Origin of the sequence: Roseburia sp. AF25-13LB, assembly GCF_003478915.1 — a bacterium.
Lineage (GTDB): Bacteria > Bacillota > Clostridia > Lachnospirales > Lachnospiraceae > Roseburia_C > Roseburia_C amylophila.
Map to the genome: position 1 here is coordinate 308,678 of NZ_QUFO01000004.1, position 18,185 is coordinate 326,862.

The 18,185-nt window shown below is 41.2% G+C and carries 15 protein-coding genes; 4 read left to right on the top strand and 11 right to left on the bottom strand.

Going from position 1 to position 18,185, the window contains the following annotated elements:
* The first annotated feature begins 4 nt into the window (after positions 1 to 4).
* Positions 5 to 1,558 (top strand): recombinase family protein, encoded by a 1,554-nt coding sequence (locus DWY37_RS08380; protein ID WP_199650037.1) that lies wholly within the window; start codon positions 5 to 7, stop codon positions 1,556 to 1,558.
* A gap of 65 nt (positions 1,559 to 1,623) precedes the next feature.
* Here DWY37_RS08380 and DWY37_RS08385 read toward each other — a convergent pair whose 3' ends face one another.
* The 8 genes from DWY37_RS08385 to DWY37_RS08420 all read right to left on the bottom strand — a co-directional run bounded on the left by DWY37_RS08385 (position 1,624) and on the right by DWY37_RS08420 (position 12,004).
* Entirely contained in the window at positions 1,624 to 3,252 is a 1,629-nt protein-coding gene (locus tag DWY37_RS08385) for a hypothetical protein (protein WP_118544462.1), read from the bottom strand.
* Between the two features lie 281 nt (positions 3,253 to 3,533).
* Positions 3,534 to 4,895, bottom strand: a complete 1,362-nt coding sequence (gene rlmD, locus DWY37_RS08390; protein ID WP_118542248.1) for a 23S rRNA (uracil(1939)-C(5))-methyltransferase RlmD — start codon at positions 4,893 to 4,895, stop codon at positions 3,534 to 3,536.
* Positions 4,896 to 4,900: 5 nt separating this feature from the next.
* On the bottom strand, positions 4,901 to 5,848 hold the full coding sequence (locus DWY37_RS08395) for a 3'-5' exoribonuclease YhaM family protein (protein ID WP_022242746.1): 948 nt from the start codon (positions 5,846 to 5,848) through the stop codon (positions 4,901 to 4,903).
* 13 nt (positions 5,849 to 5,861) lie between these two features.
* The gene (locus DWY37_RS08400) at positions 5,862 to 7,136 is read right to left on the bottom strand and encodes a S1C family serine protease (RefSeq protein WP_117698364.1); all 1,275 of its coding nucleotides are present in this window, start codon (positions 7,134 to 7,136) and stop codon (positions 5,862 to 5,864) included.
* 152 nt (positions 7,137 to 7,288) lie between these two features.
* Positions 7,289 to 8,464, bottom strand: coding sequence for a pyridoxal phosphate-dependent aminotransferase (locus DWY37_RS08405; RefSeq protein WP_117698363.1), 1,176 nt, complete (start codon positions 8,462 to 8,464; stop codon positions 7,289 to 7,291).
* Between the two features lie 15 nt (positions 8,465 to 8,479).
* On the bottom strand, positions 8,480 to 9,433 hold the full coding sequence (locus tag DWY37_RS08410; RefSeq protein WP_117698362.1) for a phosphoglycerate dehydrogenase: 954 nt from the start codon (positions 9,431 to 9,433) through the stop codon (positions 8,480 to 8,482).
* Positions 9,434 to 9,444: 11 nt separating this feature from the next.
* Entirely contained in the window at positions 9,445 to 10,686 is a 1,242-nt protein-coding gene (locus DWY37_RS08415) for an MFS transporter (RefSeq protein WP_117698361.1), read from the bottom strand.
* Positions 10,687 to 10,768: 82 nt separating this feature from the next.
* The gene (locus tag DWY37_RS08420; RefSeq protein ID WP_117698360.1) at positions 10,769 to 12,004 is read right to left on the bottom strand and encodes an MFS transporter; all 1,236 of its coding nucleotides are present in this window, start codon (positions 12,002 to 12,004) and stop codon (positions 10,769 to 10,771) included.
* Between the two features lie 335 nt (positions 12,005 to 12,339).
* On the opposite strand from DWY37_RS08420, the gene pdxR reads away from it, so the two are divergent.
* Complete coding sequence (pdxR, locus tag DWY37_RS08425; RefSeq protein WP_118542242.1) at positions 12,340 to 13,293, top strand: MocR-like pyridoxine biosynthesis transcription factor PdxR; 954 nt, start codon at positions 12,340 to 12,342, stop codon at positions 13,291 to 13,293.
* Positions 13,294 to 13,439: 146 nt separating this feature from the next.
* Here the strand turns inward: pdxR and DWY37_RS08435 are convergent, their stop codons facing one another.
* The 3 genes from DWY37_RS08435 to DWY37_RS08445 form a co-directional block, all read right to left on the bottom strand.
* Positions 13,440 to 14,633, bottom strand: coding sequence for a tyrosine-type recombinase/integrase (locus DWY37_RS08435; protein ID WP_021425046.1), 1,194 nt, complete (start codon positions 14,631 to 14,633; stop codon positions 13,440 to 13,442).
* A gap of 78 nt (positions 14,634 to 14,711) precedes the next feature.
* Positions 14,712 to 14,915: an excisionase gene (locus tag DWY37_RS08440; RefSeq protein WP_002607397.1), complete on the bottom strand. Its 204-nt coding sequence runs from the start codon at positions 14,913 to 14,915 to the stop codon at positions 14,712 to 14,714.
* The gene (locus DWY37_RS08445; protein WP_259321075.1) at positions 14,915 to 15,976 is read right to left on the bottom strand and encodes a replication initiation factor domain-containing protein; all 1,062 of its coding nucleotides are present in this window, start codon (positions 15,974 to 15,976) and stop codon (positions 14,915 to 14,917) included. The genes DWY37_RS08440 and DWY37_RS08445 overlap by 1 nt, the downstream gene beginning before the upstream one ends.
* Positions 15,977 to 16,472: 496 nt before the next feature.
* Between DWY37_RS08445 and DWY37_RS08450 the strand changes: the two genes are divergently transcribed.
* Both DWY37_RS08450 and DWY37_RS08460 read left to right on the top strand, forming a co-directional pair.
* Positions 16,473 to 17,144, top strand: a complete 672-nt coding sequence (locus tag DWY37_RS08450) for a helix-turn-helix domain-containing protein (RefSeq protein ID WP_002322214.1) — start codon at positions 16,473 to 16,475, stop codon at positions 17,142 to 17,144.
* Positions 17,145 to 17,454: 310 nt separating this feature from the next.
* A complete protein-coding gene (locus DWY37_RS08460; RefSeq protein WP_002322212.1) occupies positions 17,455 to 17,934 on the top strand; it encodes an MGMT family protein in 480 nt (159 codons plus the stop codon).
* Positions 17,935 to 18,185 lie beyond the last annotated feature (251 nt).

The window sequence follows — 18,185 nt, forward strand, 5'->3', positions numbered from 1 at the left end:
TGTTATGGTCATCCCTGCAAAACGGCAGGTCGGAAACACTGCCAGGCAGCAGAATGCAAAGCCAAAGCTTAGAGTCGCAGCGTATTGTAGAGTCAGTACTGACAGCGATGAGCAGGCTACAAGCTACGATGCTCAGGTCGAGCATTATACAGAATTTATACAGAAAAACCCCGAATGGGAATTTGCCGGTATCTACGCCGATGATGGTATTTCCGGCACCAACACAAAAAAGCGTGAGGACTTTAACCGTATGATTGACGACTGCGAGGCCGGAAATATCGACATGATTATCACCAAGTCCATCAGCCGATTTGCCAGAAACACGCTGGACTGCCTGAAATACATCCGCCAGCTGAAGGATAAGAACATTCCCGTCTTCTTTGAAAAGGAGGCTATCAACACAATGGACGCCAAGGGTGAGGTCCTGATTACGATTATGGCTTCCCTGGCTCAGCAGGAATCACAATCCCTCAGCCAGAATGTAAAGCTGGGACTCCAGTTTCGCTACCAAAATGGCCAGGTACAGGTAAATCACAATCACTTCCTCGGCTACACCAAGGATGCCGATGGAAATCTTATCATCGATCCAGAACAGGCAGAGGTGGTAAAGCGCATCTACCGGGAATACCTGGAAGGCTATTCTATGGATCGGATTGCGAAAGGACTGGAATCAGCCGGCATTCTCACCGGTGCAGGCAAAACAAAATGGTGGACCAGCACCATCAACAAGATTCTTCGAAATGAAAAATACATCGGTGATGCTCTTCTTCAGAAAACCTACACCACAGACTTCCTGAATAAAACCAGAGTCAAGAACAACGGCATTGTTCCGCAATACTATGTGGAAGGCAACCACGAAGCAATTATTCCGAAGGATATTTTCTTACGGGTGCAGGAAGAGCTGGTACGCAGACGAGTGGTCAAAACCAGTGCCAATGGCAAAAAGCGCTCCTACAGCTGCAACCACTGCTTTGCACAGATTGTCATTTGCGGCGAATGCGGTGAAATGTTCCGCAGAATCCACTGGAACAATCGCGGCTGCAAATCCATCGTCTGGCGCTGCATCAGTAGACTGGAGCCGACCGGGCAGGAATGCCACGCAAGAACCGTCAATGAGACGGTATTGGAGAATGTGGTAGTTCAGGCTATCAACATGCTCCTTGGCGATAAGTCCACCTACCAGGCGCAGCTCCAGCAGAACATTGCAAAGGTGATCCGAAGCGCTCAGCAAAATACCGCTGATGGTATCAACGAAAGACTACAGGAGCTTCAGAAAGAGCTTCTCAAAAAAGCTAATAGCAAAGAGGCCTATGATGAGATTGCCGACGAGATCTTCAAGCTCCGGGAACAGCGCGAAAAGTGCACGGTTGATACCGCCGCCAGAGACGCACAGATTGCCCGCATCAATGAACTGCAGGATTTTATCAAGCAGCAGCCCGCACACCTGGAAGCCTTCGACGAGGCCCTGGTAAAGCGCTGGCTTGAACGAATCATCGTCTGGGAGGACCACTTCACTGTGGAGCTTAAGTCCGGACTGAAAATTGATATTGAAGGATAATCCCATAGAAGCAAAAAGACTCCTCACCACTGGAAGCAAATCAATCCGGTGATGGGGAGCTTTCTTTATTGATTGAATTTTACTACTCCTGATAAATTGCCGTCTGAGTGCTTTGATTTTATTGAATATTCAATATCAAAATTATCTTTCAAAGGCTTTATCAGTAACGCAGGACCTAACCACTTTTTTTCTTTTGGTCTAAGAGAACTAATAGTGAATTCAAACTCACTCTTACTCCCGGAATTTGGTATTGCAATATATTTTGATATTTCTCTTTCGTAATCCTCTTCACCATACTTTGGATTTCCGTTTATTCCACTTGCATTAAAATATGCCCTTATTGATGCCTGATTCTCAGCTAAGCTATCAGCAATACTATATGATATATCACTATCATATGAAATGTCTGATGATTCAAACATTAACAAAAGTTCTTTTATAATGCCTTCTTCAAAAATTAAACCTTCCAAGCCTTGCATATTCGGATTTATCAGTTTCTTTGACGGATAAATTATTTCAGCATCATTTTCTTGTATCTTAATATGTATATCTATATCTTCATCATACACTGCAGATGCATTTTCAATTGCAAGTGGTATAAAAAACATCCCATCAAAAGTTGTTACATACCAATCCATCATTTGTATGCGATACAATTTATATTCTAATTCCATTATCTTATCATATTTAAGTTCTTCCTCTTCTGTTCCCTCGTAGGTGTATGATGACAATAAATCATTTTTTCTTTCCAAATTACCGATATTGAAGAATTCTATTTCAACGGATATATCTATACCTAAATAATCTTTGCATAAATTTATTATTGATTTCTTGTCATCGTCTTTGATAACCACTCTCTGTAATTTGAAAATGTTTAGTGTTAAAGGATTTTTAATTGGTGTTAATACTGAACCATCTTTTCTAATAATAGAAGTTTCTTCAATATTCTTTTCCGCATTTGTATTTTTTTCCTCAGCTTCACTCAATAATTCAGATGGATCTGTGATTTTTATACTCTTGATTTGCTCTATCAGTTGCAAACATTCTTCTATTATTTGCTCTCTATGCTTAACAAAAGCTACCGATTTAGATATCTCAATCGGATAAAGAAATTTTGAGATAGTACCCTCAACAAAGCAACCCATGCGCAAGTCAGAGAATCCTATTTTGACACGCTTCCCATTTTCTAACAAGTTTTCAACTGTATCCTGAATTACTCCCTTTATATACCGTTTTATCTCTCCCTTACTTTTACCATCTTTTGTTGAAAAAGGCGTTAGTCTTCGGCTTGCAATATCAAATGGCATCTCTTCCGGCGCACCATAATCAGCATTTAATACACAAATCACATTTTCCCAACCAACAACATGAGTAGCATATCCTAATTCAAGCATCACGTTAGGATTGGGCATATATTTTACCTTTTTATTTCCATCTTTATCAGTTGTTTCGTATTGACATACCGCACTAACATCTGCAATAAAAATATCACAATCATCTATCTTAGAAAAAATTGTCTGAGCTATATCCGGTGAACCATATTCACCCTTGGTATCTCGGTCTGCTTCAATATCAACTGTATCCCTTAGTAGTTTTACAGCATCCTTTATTGCGTCTTGTATGATGTTTCTTGTTTCGCTTCCAGGTAAATCCGACTGCCATGAATAAAAAATTGTAATTTGCGAATTACTCACTTTTCAATCCTCCTCACATCTATCCCACTGCCTACAAACACCTAAAATGGTCGAGTTGCCGGATTGGTTGTCACCCTTTTTCATTTTCCAAAAATCATCCCAAAATGCCTGACATCTAATCCACTGTCTCAAATCGTGACATCTAATCCGAGGTTACAACCTGACACACATTTTGCAGTAGATATGTTTCCATATAAGAAAACCGAGCTTTTTCAGAAGTCTGGCTTCTAATCCAAGCCTCCGAAAAAGCCCGGAAATACGCTACTTTCTGGCACTTGATTTTATTTTTTTGACATCAATACAACCGTCTCCACATGTACCGTATGGCCGAACTGGTCTACCGGCTGCACCTCCACAAGGTCATATCCATGGCTGCAAAGATATTTCAAATCCCGGGCCAGGGTTGCGGAATCACAGCTTACATAGACGATACGCTGTGGTGCCATCTCACACATCATGGCAAGGAGGGATTCCTCGCAGCCTTTGCGTGGCGGGTCCACTACGATAACTTCTGCACGGGCTTCCTCGCTATGGGCGGCACAGTATGCCGGATAGACTTCCTCTGCTTTTCCAACGAAAAATTCTGCATTGGAAATGTGATTTCGAAGGGCATTCTCTTTGGCATCTGCGATTGCCTGCGGTACAATTTCCACACCATAAACCTTCTTCGCTTTCTGTGCCAGAAATAAGGAAATGGTTCCGATACCGCAATATAAATCCCAGACCGTTTCTTCGCCGGTGAGCTTGGCATATTCCAAAGCTTTATTATAAAGCACCTCTGTCTGCACCGGATTTACCTGATAAAAAGACTGTGGGGAAATCTGAAATGAAATTGTTCCGATATAATCTGTAATATAACCCTGTCCATAGAGGGTATAAGTCTCTTCCCCTAAAATCACGTTGCCCCGGGTTTCATTGATATTTACAGTAATACTTGTCATCCCCGGCAAATCCTTTAATACTTCGATAAAACTTTCTGCATGCGGCAGCTTCTTTCCGTTGATGACAAAGCAAACCATCCACTCTCCGGTTTTCTCGCCATAACGGATTAAGATGTGGCGGACGCAGCCTTTTCCGGTTTTCTCATCATAGGCACTGACGCCATAGGATTTCATGGTGTCTAAAATAAGGGACAGGATTCTTCCGTTGCCTTCCTTTCCCAAAAGGCAGTCCTGCACCGGAATAATGTTGTGGGTTCTGGACGCAAAAAAGCCTGCCACCAGGTTGCCTTCTTTATCATAACCCACCGGAAACTGTGCTTTGTTCCGGTAGCGGTAAGGCTCCTGCATGCCAAGTGTTGGTAAGACCTTTGGATTTTCAAATCCGCCGATATGTTTTAAGTTGTTGCGTACTTTATTTTCCTTAAACTTAAGCTGGCTCCCATAAGAAAGTGCCTGAATCTGGCAGCCACCACACCGCTTATGCTCCGGGCATGGCGGGGTTGTCCGCATGGTGGATTCCTTAAGAATTTCCATCAGGCGGGCATAGCCATAAGTTTTTTTCATCTTCATGATTTTGGCACGAACCATGTCTCCCGGCAGAGCATCCTTGATAAAAAGTGTGATGCCTTCCGTTCTTCCGATACCTTCGCCGTTAGTTCCGATATCGTCAATGGTCAGTGTAACAATGTCATCTTTTTTCATATTTCTTATATACTCGATCTGCGGATGTTCGATTCAAACAGACGGTTGAATCCCTGCCACTGAGTATCTCCTTCCGGTACGTTTGCCAAAAGCTCACGCATGGTCTCCATTTTTGCATCAATATTATCTGCATAGCTTAATGCTACAGCTTCCGGTAATGCCGGCTTCTTCGGAGAACCATACTCTAACTCTCCATGATGTGCCAGAATACAGTGTTCCATCTCATGTGCCAGTTTCACCGGGAAACCATCGATGGTCTTGATGCGCTCTGCAATTTCCATGGCTCCAATCATGATATGTCCTAAAAGCTGTCCCTCATCGGTGTAATCATTTTCCGGGAAAGTAGAAAGCTCTTCTAACTTTCCGATATCGTGAAACATGGCGGCACAAACCAGTAAATCTTTATTGAGAATCTTATAGTTGTCAGCAAAATAAGCAGAAAGCTTCGTTACGCTTAAAGTATGCTCTAAAAGTCCGCCCACAAAACCGTGATGTACGCTTTTTGCTGCAGAATGGAATTTAAAACGTTTTGCAAAATCTGCATCCTCGATAAAGAAACTGCCTGCCAGTTTCTTAAGATATGGATTCTCCATCTGCTTAATATATCCAAGTAACTGCTCATACATTTCATCTACATTATATTCACTGACCGGAAGATATTCCTTTGGTTCATACTCTCCCTCGGTTGCTTTCCGGACCCTCTTTACATTTAACTGTAATGCGCCCTGAAAACTTGTGATATCTCCCACTACATTGATATAATCAAAGCGGTCAAAATCATCAATTCCCACAGAGCCCGGCTCCCAGATTTTTGCATCCAGTGTGCCTGTTTTATCCTGTAAAATCAATGCTTCATAAGGCTTACCTGCCTTCGTCAGCGCTGACTGCTTATTTTTACAAAGATAGATTTCATTTACTCTTTCGCCTTCGCGTAATGTTTCAATATAATGCATAATTTTCCTCTTTCTATTTTAGTACACCAACGGTTGCAGAACATTCGATTTCTACATAGCCTGCTGCCCCCTGGCGTTTTATGGTAATCTTTACAACATCTCCCGGAGTCTGCCCGGATAACACATTCTTATATGCCTGCGCTGTCTCTACATTTTCTCCGGCAATCTTTACGATGACATCACCGCTTTGCAAGCCTGCCGCCATCGCCGGGGAATCAATTCCCACTGATTTAATATATACGCCCTTTGGTATGTCATATTCCTTTTCAATGTCAGATGTTACAGAAGTCAGTTTCAGTCCAAGATACGGAATATCCTGTCCATTGGAAAGCTTCTCGATAATGTCTTTCAACTGGGAAACGGAAATTGCGGTCAGCGTATTCTCATCGCCGCTGCTGTAATCCTGCATAACAATTCCAACCACTTCACCAGAGAGATTGACCAGTACACCACTTCCCTGACTACTGCCCACAATATCTGTTGTCAGTACATTGTAGTTTGCATCAAAGGTGGAAATGCTGTTAGAAGTCGATGTAATATTTCCTGTCAATATGGAGAAATTCGTTCCCAGCGGACTGCCCAGTGCCAGCACAACGCTGCCCTGTGTGGTCTGAAGTGAATTTCCAAGCACTGCCACTTTAATTCTGCCCAGAGTGCTTTCTTCGATGTCGGAACGTTTTACATTTAAAATCGCAATTCCGGTATTTCCGTCATAGTTTTTAAGCTCCGCTTCTACGGTGCTGTCATCAAGGAAGGTCACATGAATGGATTTTGCTCCGCTTATGACCTTGCGCTCTGTCATAATCAGAAGCTCCTGACCGGTATCCGCAATAATGACTCCACTTGCCTGTCCCTGTCTCTCATAAGGCGTGTTAAACCAGTCCACATCACTGGTCACACCTGTCACCGTAACAATGGACTTATTTGCTTCGCTTCCAATCGCATAAAGCTTACTCTGTAATTTCTGATATTCCTCCGGTGTAAGCTCTTTTAAGCCTTCTTCTACATCCGGCTCGTCTACACCTGTCTCCGTGGAATTTGTCTCTTCTTCCGTATCCGGCTGTACCTCTTCATCTTTCGGGATGCTCACCCTGGTATCCTCCGGCTTATTCAGCCACTCTTCCATCACCGGGCGCATCCATGTAAATACAAAACAGGATACAAGTCCAAAGACAACCGCAAGCACAACCGTAAATGCCGTTTTTAAAATAATACGTCTCTTATTTAACGGCTTGTTCTTGATTTTCTCTTTGATAAATGCAAATTCCTCTTTTTCATTTTCTGACATAGGGAATCCTCTTTTCTACTGTAAATACAACCAATTTTAATTATACTTTCTATCTGCCTATGTTGCAACATTTTTTAAAAAAGAGAGCAGATACAATCAGTACCTGCCCTCTTTTAAGAGTAATGATATAAATATGTTTTCTATATAAAAGATTATTTTCCAAGAATATAGCTTTCCATCCGGCGCATGGCTTCCTCTAATTTTTCCATGGCTGCCGCATAACTGATACGGATATAGCCCTCGCCCTCTTTGCCAAAGGCAATGCCCGGTATCACGGAAAGATGTGCTTTTTTTGCCAGGTCCACGCAGAACTGCATACTATCCTGAATCTGTCCTGCCGGAATCTTTGCAAAGATATAAAAAGCTCCGTTTGGTCTTGCAATTTCAAATCCCAATGCGCTTAATTTTTCATATAGGAAATCTCTCCGTTTCTGATATTCTTTTCTCATTTCCAGTGCATCATCTATACCCGCTGTTACAGCCTCTAATGCTGCTTTCTGGGAAATGGAGCTGGTGCTGGATACCAGATACATATGTGTCTTACGAATCTCTTTAATGATGTCGGCACTTGCCAAGATAAAACCGACACGCCATCCGGTCATGGCATGGGACTTGGACAATCCATTGATTACAATGGTATTCTCCTTTGCGAATTCTGCCATGGAATGATGCGGTTCATCGCCATAGGTTAATTCGCTGTAAATCTCATCACAGATAGCCAGCATATGATGCTTTTTGATAACTTCAGCCAATGCTGCAAGCTCTTCTTTTAAATAAGTAACTCCTGTAGGATTACTCGGATAATTCAATACAATTGCTTTGATATCTCCACCATTTTCTTCAATGGCTTCTTCCAACCGCTCCGGTGTCAGCACCATTCCGGTGTCACTGGTATCTACCGTAACCGGTACTGCCCGCGCCAGACGAATCAGTGGAACATACGCCGTATAAATTGGGGATGGCACAATTACTTTGTCTCCCGGATTCAGTGCTGTTAAAATAGATGCTGCTACGCCTTCCTCTGCTCCAACCGTTGTTAAAATTTCACTGGCAGGGTCATAATTTAAATGATATTTTGTCTTCATAAACGCTGCCACGCCTTTTAGCAAATCCGGCATTCCGGCATTGGCGGTATAATGGGTAAAGTTTTCTTCAATACCTTTCATAGCTGCTTGTTTGATATGTTCCGGTGTATTAAAATCCGGCTCTCCTAATGTTAATTTCAAAATATCCGGCACATCACTGGTCTGCTCATCAAATTTACGAATCAGTGATACCTCTATTGATAAAATCTGGTCATTCAGACCATCTCTTAATGTCTGCTCCATGTTTCTCTTCCTCCCTTAGTTTACAATGTTCTTACAAGGCTTTCCTTCCAGAATATCCAGTGCATTCGTCATTGCCACATCCATCATTTTAATATGCGCTTCCTCTGTGGATGCACCCATATGCGGTGTTATCACAACCTCATCCAGTGAAAACAGCGGATCATCTGCCTCCGGCGGTTCCTCCTGCATAACATCTGTTCCATAAGATGCTACGATTTCTGTCTTTATTGCATCTATTAAATCTGCACGGTTTACAAGATAACCTCGTGATGTGTTAATTAAAATGACTCCTTTTTTCATCTGTACAAATGCTTCTTTATTGATACTTTCTTTCGTCAGCGGAGTCTGTGGCATATGCAGGGAAATAACATCACTTTCCTGCAAAATCGTCTCCCGGTCAGCAGGTATGATTCCATATTCTTTGCAGAATGACTCATCAATATGGCGGCTATAGCCTAATACTTTCATGCCAAATGCGGCAGCTTTCTTTGCCAGTTCTTTTCCGATTGCACCTAATCCTAAGATTCCCAGTGTCTTTCCGGTAAGCTCCATTCCATTTCTGTCATTCTTCCATAATTTCTGTTTTGTATTGGCGAAATGATATGGAAGTGACCTTGCGCAGCACAGCATTAACCCCATTGCCAATTCTGCTACTGCGTTGCTGTTGGTTCCCGGTGCATTGCATACATCAATGCCACGGGCTCTTGCTGCCTTAATATCTACTCTGTCATAACCAACTGCAGGTCTTGATATTACCTTTAAGCAGTCCGGAAGTTCTGCAATCACATCTTCTTTGATGAAATCTGTTCCGGAAATCAATGCATCTGCATCGGAAACAAAATCTAAAAGTTCTTCTTTGCTTAAATTTACTTTTTCACTTAATACTACTTCTGCTGCTTCTATTGCCCGCTTCCAGGTAGGATGATCCTCCGGAAGCGATGCATAGTGGCAGGTAATTGCTATTTTCATATCAATTTCCTCTATTTCTCAGTCTGAGCTTTTTTTCTTTTTCCAACGAAACGGATGATGCAGCATACGCAGATTCCAAGTAATGCAAATACTACGATAGTTCCGAATACATAGTTAAAACCGACTGCTGCATACTTGTCCAGGAAGTTACCTAAAATAGTATTTTCATAGGAATCCGGCAGATATCCGATAACGGAAATAATACCGGTTGCGGTTCCTGTCATTGCTACCGGAACGCCTGCTTCCCCCATGGTTGCATAGTATACACCGCGAACTGCATAATAAACAGTTGCTAAAGCCAGCACTACTACGATTGCAAGGATTAAGAAGTTTGGTTTTCCAGGAATTGCGATTAATGCAATACCAAAGATAATTTCAATCACAAATAAACCGATTAATGTCTTGGTATAAGAACCAACTTTATCAGAAACCTTTCCAATAATTGGTGCGGAAAAAATTCCAATTCCATAAGAACGAATGGTTGCTACGATTCCGGCTACTACCGCACCCATGCCAAATACGGTTGTAAGATATGTTGTGGTATATTCTGCTGCAACCTGTACGCTGTATGCACATAATACCAGGATTGCTACCAGCCATACGCTTGGTACTTTCAATACGTTAATGTAATCCTTAAAGGAAGTTGCAACATTTTCTTTCTTATCATCATGTGGAAGCAGGAAGAACATGAACACTCCCATAATCACATATACGATGCCATAGAAAATTAAGACATAACGTAACGGGCAGGTGGAAGAAATGTATACACCTAAAATACCAAGTGCCGCAAAGTTAATAATTAAGCCTGCTACTGCACGGATTCCTTCGCTGTAACCGAATACGGAACCCTGTTCATCCTCTGAGCCAAACAAACGGACCGCCTTTACAAAGGATACCCAGAATAATACGTTAGAAATTGCCAGGAAGAAATAAATTACTCTCAATACGGCAAACCCCGGTGAAGTTGCATACCAGAATGTTAAAATTGCCAGCAAGCCGGTGGAACCAAGTAACATTTTCCGGTTGTCAAATTTATCTGCCAGAATGCCCCCCGGAATATAAAGAATTGTTTTTGTCAAAGAATACACCGTCATCAATAAACCAATCTGTGTATTTGTAAGTCCGAAGTCAGATACCATGTTGTCATAAAATACTGTTTTTAAATATGGGACACGGTAAATTAAACCTGCTGCAAGTGTCAGGATAATAAAACCAATCCACTTTGTCATCTTATTTGATTTTGCATCACTCATAAGAAAATCTCCTTTACTTTTTATTTCTATTTACAGAGACTCCTGCAAATCCCGGGAAGCAGGAAATCTCGTAAAAGCTATTTTATTTCTGCTTTGCTAAAAGCCGTTTCTGATAACTGCGCATCACAAGACTGATGCCCCATGCAATGATTCCAAAAATAACTATAATTGCAAATATTTTTTTGAATCCTGCTTCATAGCCGTAAGCATCTAAAATATGTCCGCACCAGAGTGACATAAACATATCCGGTGTATAACCAAGCACTGCCACTACTGCCGTTGCAGTTGCTGTCATGGAAACCGGTATTCCGGTTTCTGACATTGTTGAATAATATACTCCGCGGACTCCATGGAGTACCACGCTGAACACCAGTACAAATCCCATTGCAGCATATGCAATCTTTGGTGTCTCAGGACTTAAGAAAAGTACAATGGATAAAACAATTTCTACTACGATTAACCAGGAAATCACTTTTGTGGAAGATTTCACCCGGTCTGCATAAGCGCCTGCTAACGGTGCTCCGATTACTCCACAGATATTATCCCGGATGGTTGCTATGGTTCCAACGGTAACTGCGGCGATTCCCAGTACCTGTGTCATATAAGTTGTGGTATATTCAAAAGCTACCTGCATGCTGTATGTGGTAAATATCAAAAGTGATACCATCCAGATTGCCGGTTTCTTAAAGACTGCTACATAATCTGCCCAGGTCTGATGATGGTCTGCATCTTCTTCCATATCATCTGGATATAGAAACAAAATGAGAATTCCTGTCACCAGATACAACGCTCCATAGAAAAGCAGTGCTCCTCTGATAGAGTGTGCGGTCTCTGCCATCATGGACACGCATTTTAATGCAATGAATGTTGCTATGGAACCGGTAATTCCGCGAAAGCCTTCACTTAATCCGAAGATTTTACCCTGTGCCATATTTTTACCCAGGATTCGGATACTCTTAATAAATGAGGTCCAGAAAAATACATTTACCAGTGCTAACAGTGCCTGTATCAGTTCCAAGATTCCAAAGGAAGGAAGCAGTGCATAGACACCGGTTAAAATTCCCTCTCCCAATAAGGAAAAGACAAGGCATTTCTTGGTATCCAGCCGGTCTGCTATGATTCCGCACGGAATATAAATTAACATCTTTACGCCTGCATAGAAGGAAGAAAGAATTCCAAGCTGTGTATTGGTAATATCAAGGCTTGCTACCAGCTGGTCATAGAAAACAGCCTTCAGATATGGAACTTTATAAACGGTTCCTGCAGCTAATATTAATAATATAAATACGGATGTCTGACGTTTTCTGCTTTCAGCCATTGGAATCACTCCTTTCTCGGGTTATCGCGGTGCTCGTCCAAATCTGGGTTGAAAAGAAGTTCGCTCAAGCAAGCTTGGCTCCTTCTTTTCTCCCAGATTTTTTCTCGCTACTCGCGTAAAAAAAATAGAGTTGACACAGGTTTCCCTGGTCAACTCCGTCGTTGATTTGTTCTCTTTATTTTTTTGTTGTCCTGAGCATATCACTAATTTTGTTATTCGAAAAGTGACAATTTTTACTTTTTTCATGGTTACAATTTTGTTTTTTCTATTGAAAAGGATTTTATGCGACTATATAATAAATTAACTGTATCACCTGATGCAAAGGAGAGGATTTTATGATTTATGTTAACAAGGCGGATTCGGCTCCGCTCTATCAGCAGTTATATACTTCCATCATTGAAGAAATCACTAATGGTTCCCTGCCGAAGAACTCGGCTCTTCCGCCAATCCGGACGCTTTCTGAAAAGCTTAATATCAGCCTGAACACAGTATCCAAAGCTTATCTGCAATTAACAGCAGAGGGTTATGTCCGCTCTGTTCCAGGCTCCGGTTATTATGTAGAGGATATCTCCAATACTTTCTTGGATACCCTTTCTGTTCCTCCGGTTTCCAAAAAGATAACTTCTTCTATTTCCGGACAAAATCCTGCACCAAGAGCAACTCCTGTCCGTTATGATTTTAAACATGATGTCGTATATTCCCATCTTTTTCCGTGGAAGCTATGGCGGCAGTACGTAAACAATGCTTTACTTCAGGAAGAGAATCAGCAGAAAATCCAATACGAATCCAATAAAGGAAACTATGAACTCCGTTCCAATATCTGTCATTATCTGAACCGGAACCGTGGCGTTCACTGCGACCCGGAACAGGTAATCCTTGTGCCCGGCACCCAGTATGGCATTGAAATCATCAGCCGGCTGCTCCCGGCAGAGAAGCACCGGATTGCCTATGAAGAGCCATCTCACAATGGTATCCGGAATATTTTTCTCCAGAACGGATATGAACTTTTTCCGATTCCAGTTGTTGAAAATGGCATTGATATTGACAAGCTTTTTGATTCCTGCTGTAACCTCCTTTATGTTATGCCATCCCATCAGTTTCCTACCGGCCGCACCATTCCGGTCAGCAACCGGCTGCGGCTTTTGGAGTGGGCAATCAGAAACGATGCCTACATCATAGAAAATGACTACGACAGTGAATTCCCGCATCAGACCAGACCGATTCCATCCCTGCAGTCTCTTGACCACTATGACCATGTCATTTTTCTAAAATTATATATGTCTTTTTGACTATCTTTTTATATCTTCTTAAATGTCCGCAAAGCCTTATTTTATCGGCTCTACGGGCATTTTGCTTTTGTGGTAAACCTCACATATCTAGGTCTATCTTCCTATATTTTCTCTATCAAACGTGGTTAAAATCGTGGTAAATACTTTTATGCGATTAGACGCTGAACCTCTGATTTTGCGGTATCTATGGACGCATGAGCATACCAGTTCATTGTGATACTGATGTTTGAATGCCCCATGATATACTGTAAATCTTTTGGGTTCATGTTCTTGCTTGCCAGCCTTGTGCAGAATGTATGGCGTAGCGTATGCGGTGTGATATGTGGCAAGGGATTGTCCTTGTGGTGCTTGTTGTATTTCTTTATCATACGGACAAATAAGGCGTTGTAATCAATCGCAACTTTGGGCTTGCCTTTATGATTGACAAATAGGAAATTGCTCCGTCCGTCTATCACAAATGGTTCTGCCTTTGGGTGTTTCTTCATAACCCGTTGAAATGCCTGTATTGTTTCTCTGCTTAATGGCACTTGCCTTATTCCGCTCTTTGTTTTAGGCGTTTCAATATAATAGCCCTGTTCCTTGCTCTTTAGTAACTGGTGGTCGATAATCACAACTTCATTCTTAAAATCAATATCGGCTACTGTCAGTCCGCACAGTTCCGAGATACGAAGTCCTGTCTTTAACAGTATCAGCACATCATCATAATACTTGTGATACACATTGTCCGTCTTGATGAATGAGAGTAAGGCTTGTTCCTGTTCCTCTGTCAATGCGACTTTCTCTTTGGTATCATTTTCTAGGACTTCACTTAACTTGAAATCAAAAGGGTTTTTCCTTACACAATCGTCTTGTATGGCGATATAGAATGACGCTTTTAACGAGCGTTTATGGTTGTTAATGGTGTTATAGGAAAAGCCTTTGTCTTTCATGCGTAACGCCCATTCCTTAGCGTCAGAGGGTTTTATCGTATCAATGCTCCTAGCACCTAACTTATCCTCTTTCAATAACCGCATGAGTTGTTCCCGTTGTTTCATTGTGCTTTTCTTCACATTTGCCCTTTGTGCGTTCTGTTTGGCATAGAGTTGACAAAGTGTCATTTTCTTGCCTGTGCTGTCGATACCGTCCTCAATATCCCGTCTTATCTGCTGTTCCAGTTCACGAAGTGAGAGTTTTTCCCGTTTTCCCTTTGGTGTCGGGTCTGTGGGTGTCAATCTCCAAGCATACACATATTTTGTGTTTCCAAATGCGTCCACATATTTATATAAGTATTTTCCGTCTGTTCGTTGGCTCTCTCCAGTATGCAGGATACGTCCTTTGTTATCCCGTCTTTTTTCTTTCATGGTGTCTGCTCCTTTCCTTGTTGGAAAGAACCTTGATATGACTTGTGTTCATCATAACACATACAAGGCTCATTTGCATTAGATTGCGTCCAATTTATCAATAACCTGTTCAAACTGTCGGCGTTTAATCTGTATGCGGTTGCCATTCATAATGAGCCAGCCAGCGTCCTTGTTTTCCTCTGCCAATCGTCTTAACTTGTTTTCTCCGATACGGAAATACTTTGACGCTTCTTCAATGGTAAGGGTGTATTTTTCCCATACGGGAATATCGTTGTTATTCATCAGATACCCCCTTTCCCATGTTTCGTGTCATACTGGATATAGGGGATAAGGTCGGTGCGGTTTATCCTCTGTAAATGGGCGGTTAATTTACTGGAAAGGGAATTGCTGTATCTTGCCTTATCAAGCATAGTTCCCACTTTTTCCAGTCCACCTAATGCGTCATGTTCTTCCAAGAAGTAAAAACTTTTGACAGCGGAAATCACGCCACCCTCTGTGAGCCATTGCTGTGTTTCCTCAAGGGAATTTTGCTGTTTTGGTACTTGCAGTTTCAAGACTTCCACAGCCCCTAAAAAGCGTTCCCAAAATCGACACGTTTTCCACCTGCTTTTATTACTTTCGTTTCTGTTTGGCACGACAAAGCGTAGGTTGTTTGCCAGTAGCCCGAAAGCCAGTTCCCCAAGTTCCAGCGGTCTGTCCTTGAATGTCATGGCAAAAGCATGAGCCTTATCATCACGCAGTTGCATTTCTGTCCGTTTCCAACTGCCGACTTCCTCAAGCGTCTTATTATGTTTTGAACAGACTTCTTTATCCTTATCATAAAAGCGGTAGGATAATCCAGATTTTCCAGCACCGATATAAACAGTCTTTGCGGTGTCGAAATCGTCAAACTTGCTTTCATCAAAGTGGTAGCCCTCACTGTTTGAGATAAATTCCTCTTTTTCGCATTTCTTCTTTATCTGCTCAATGGTAAAGAATGGCTTTTCGTTCTTATCGTCAATGGCAATATCAAGTCTTGTGAAATGGAAATTATCCAGTCCGTATCTTCGCTCGCAACGTCGGAACATATCCCCAAAGGTATAATTCCTACTGTCGAGAATACGGAAAATATCATCACAACCTCTGCCAGTCATAACAAGATAACAGCCTAGCCCCTGTGGGTTGTCCTCTGTCTTTCTTGCGTCCCCCGATACATAAATATCTCCAATCTGCCAGCGTGCTTGATAAGTCTTGAATTTTATCGTTGCTGGATAAACATTGAAAATGTCAGTCGGTAAACCTAAAATGTGCATGATGATATCTTCTGCGGTTGTAGTATCAAATACAATGCTGATGTAATCAATCTTAACGGATAAATTTTTGTGTGTAGTTATAGTGCATTACTCCTTTCGTACTTCCCGTTTTTTTGCGGGGTAAAAATCGTGTTTTTTCCTTTATTTATCACAGTTTCTAGGTACTATGACATGTATGCGCAGGGCGGTGTTACATATACGCCCTTTATGAACGCCTAAAGGCGTTCCCTTTCTTCCTGTGTCTGATCCGTTCTTAACGCTCACGAGCCTTGTAAGGCTCGTGGCTAAACGGAACAGCCCCAGTCAGAAACCTTATTTTCGGTCTGATAGTCTATGCTTATTCATGCTATCAAAATGAAAATACATCTTTTCTATGCTTACTCAAGCGTGTGATTGACCCTAGCGTGCTTAATCACTCTATCTGATACGATAATAACGCCATTAGAATTACTTGTCAAGAAGTTTTTGTTGACTTTTAGATATATATTAAGTATGATATGCTTATAAATACCAAGAAAAGCAATGAAAGGAGTGTTTATACTAAGTCATGGAGCATTACGAAAAGAAAATCAGTTTCTTAGGAGAGAACATACAGACCATAAGAAAGCATAGAGGAATGAAACAACAGGAACTTGCGGACAAAATCGGTATCAATATGCAGAGCCTTTCCAAGATTGAACGTGGCGTGAATTATCCTACCTTTGATACGCTGGAAAAGATAATGGACGTGCTGGGAGTAACACCCAATGAATTATTGTCGGGAGAATGGAAGTATATTGACCACACCGAGCCCTATATCATGGATATTATCAAACGGGAACAAGACTTCAATGTTTCCTTAGATTACCTGTCTGAAAATGAATTTTTCGATGATGAAAAAGAATGCACATTTTACAAGGCATATAAACTCATACAGTATATCCATAACTACATTACCAATGAGGTTACGGAGTTGGAAGAACTTATGGAAATCAAGCAGTTGATACAGCGTCAAAAACTGGAACGCATGATAAAAGTACATAAGGAAATGCGAGGGTTAGACCGATACAGAGAACAGCCCAAAGAGTATAAATACCATGACCCTTATGATGATTGGATATTTCGTCAGCTTGCGGATATAGACAACAGAAACAACATTCCCGACACTTCTCCACAAGTAGACTTCAATGAAGCAGACTATGAAGATTATCTAAAGGCGAAATGGAACAGAGGTCTTTAATTTCCTCTTGCATGGAAGATACAGCAAACAAAAAGCCCAGTAAAGAGTGCAAAGCACCACCAATGGTGGCAAGGCTCTTGACAGGGCTTTTTCTTTTCTGTTGTGGGGTAATCAAGAGGAAGAAAGAAAAAGTGTGCATTTTTGTTCCATAAATGCTAAGGGTATGCTGATTTTTATTGTGGCGGATATATGGAACTGTTATAATATGGATATGAAGAAAGCGACAAATTTGAAAGTGTTAATAATTTTCAAACAGCCTCATTGCATGGAAATAAGAAACAGACTATCCTTAAAGTAGGAGGTGGCACAAATGGCAAATGAAGATAAAAAAGATTTTAATGCTATGTTGCATGATAGTAAGGATATGCCAAAATTTCAAATTATCATAGACCAGAAAAGTATTGAGAAATATGGTGGAAACAAAATGTATTTTGCTCCCCCGATTGACTATGACAAAGTAATGAAAAAAGTTCCGTATGGTAAAGTGATTACGGTTGGAAAAATACGAGAACACTTTGCAAAATTGAGTGGTGCAGATTTTACAGAGCCGATTACAGCGGGTATATTTGTTTCTATTGTAGCGTGGGCGAGTTATCAGCGTTCCGAAGATGAAACACCCTATTGGAGAACATTAAAAGCAAACGGAGAATTAAATGCTAAATATCCAAATGGTATTGAAGCACAGAAAGAAAAATTAGAAGCAGAGGGACATACCATTATTCAAAAGGGGCGTAAAAATATACGATACTATGTAAAGGACTATGAAAATTCTCTTTTTGATTTGAAATAGGCAAATTCTATTTCACAATTTCATATCTCTATACACAAAGCAGTTAGTCTTAGGATTGACTGCTTTTTTCATACCTAAATTTCAGATTGGAGTGATGAAATGGTGTTTGTTAGAGCTGTTCAGTAAGATTATCGGTGCATAAAATTTTATTGTGGTGCAGATATGAAAATGATATAATGTGGATATGAAGAAAGCGACAAACTGTTAAGGAAACAATCGGAGTTGGTGTAAACGAAAAAGCAGCCTTGAGT

Excerpts from the sequence above, each read along its gene's own strand:
- DWY37_RS08415 (WP_117698361.1), bottom strand. The coding sequence starts at position 10,686 with ATGAGTGATGCAAAATCAAATAAGATGACAAAGTGGATTGGTTTTATT.
- pdxR (WP_118542242.1), top strand. The coding sequence starts at position 12,340 with ATGATTTATGTTAACAAGGCGGATTCGGCTCCGCTCTATCAGCAGTTA.
- DWY37_RS08410 (WP_117698362.1), bottom strand. The coding sequence starts at position 9,433 with ATGAAAATAGCAATTACCTGCCACTATGCATCGCTTCCGGAGGATCAT.
- DWY37_RS08460 (WP_002322212.1), top strand. The coding sequence starts at position 17,455 with ATGGCAAATGAAGATAAAAAAGATTTTAATGCTATGTTGCATGATAGT.
- rlmD (WP_118542248.1), bottom strand. The coding sequence starts at position 4,895 with ATGAAAAAAGATGACATTGTTACACTGACCATTGACGATATCGGAACT.
- DWY37_RS08435 (WP_021425046.1), bottom strand. The coding sequence starts at position 14,633 with ATGAAAGAAAAAAGACGGGATAACAAAGGACGTATCCTGCATACTGGA.
- DWY37_RS08400 (WP_117698364.1), bottom strand. The coding sequence starts at position 7,136 with ATGTCAGAAAATGAAAAAGAGGAATTTGCATTTATCAAAGAGAAAATC.
- DWY37_RS08405 (WP_117698363.1), bottom strand. The coding sequence starts at position 8,464 with ATGGAGCAGACATTAAGAGATGGTCTGAATGACCAGATTTTATCAATA.
- DWY37_RS08420 (WP_117698360.1), bottom strand. The coding sequence starts at position 12,004 with ATGGCTGAAAGCAGAAAACGTCAGACATCCGTATTTATATTATTAATA.
- DWY37_RS08395 (WP_022242746.1), bottom strand. The coding sequence starts at position 5,848 with ATGCATTATATTGAAACATTACGCGAAGGCGAAAGAGTAAATGAAATC.
- DWY37_RS08450 (WP_002322214.1), top strand. The coding sequence starts at position 16,473 with ATGGAGCATTACGAAAAGAAAATCAGTTTCTTAGGAGAGAACATACAG.
- DWY37_RS08380 (WP_199650037.1), top strand. The coding sequence starts at position 5 with ATGGTCATCCCTGCAAAACGGCAGGTCGGAAACACTGCCAGGCAGCAG.
- DWY37_RS08440 (WP_002607397.1), bottom strand. The coding sequence starts at position 14,915 with ATGAATAACAACGATATTCCCGTATGGGAAAAATACACCCTTACCATT.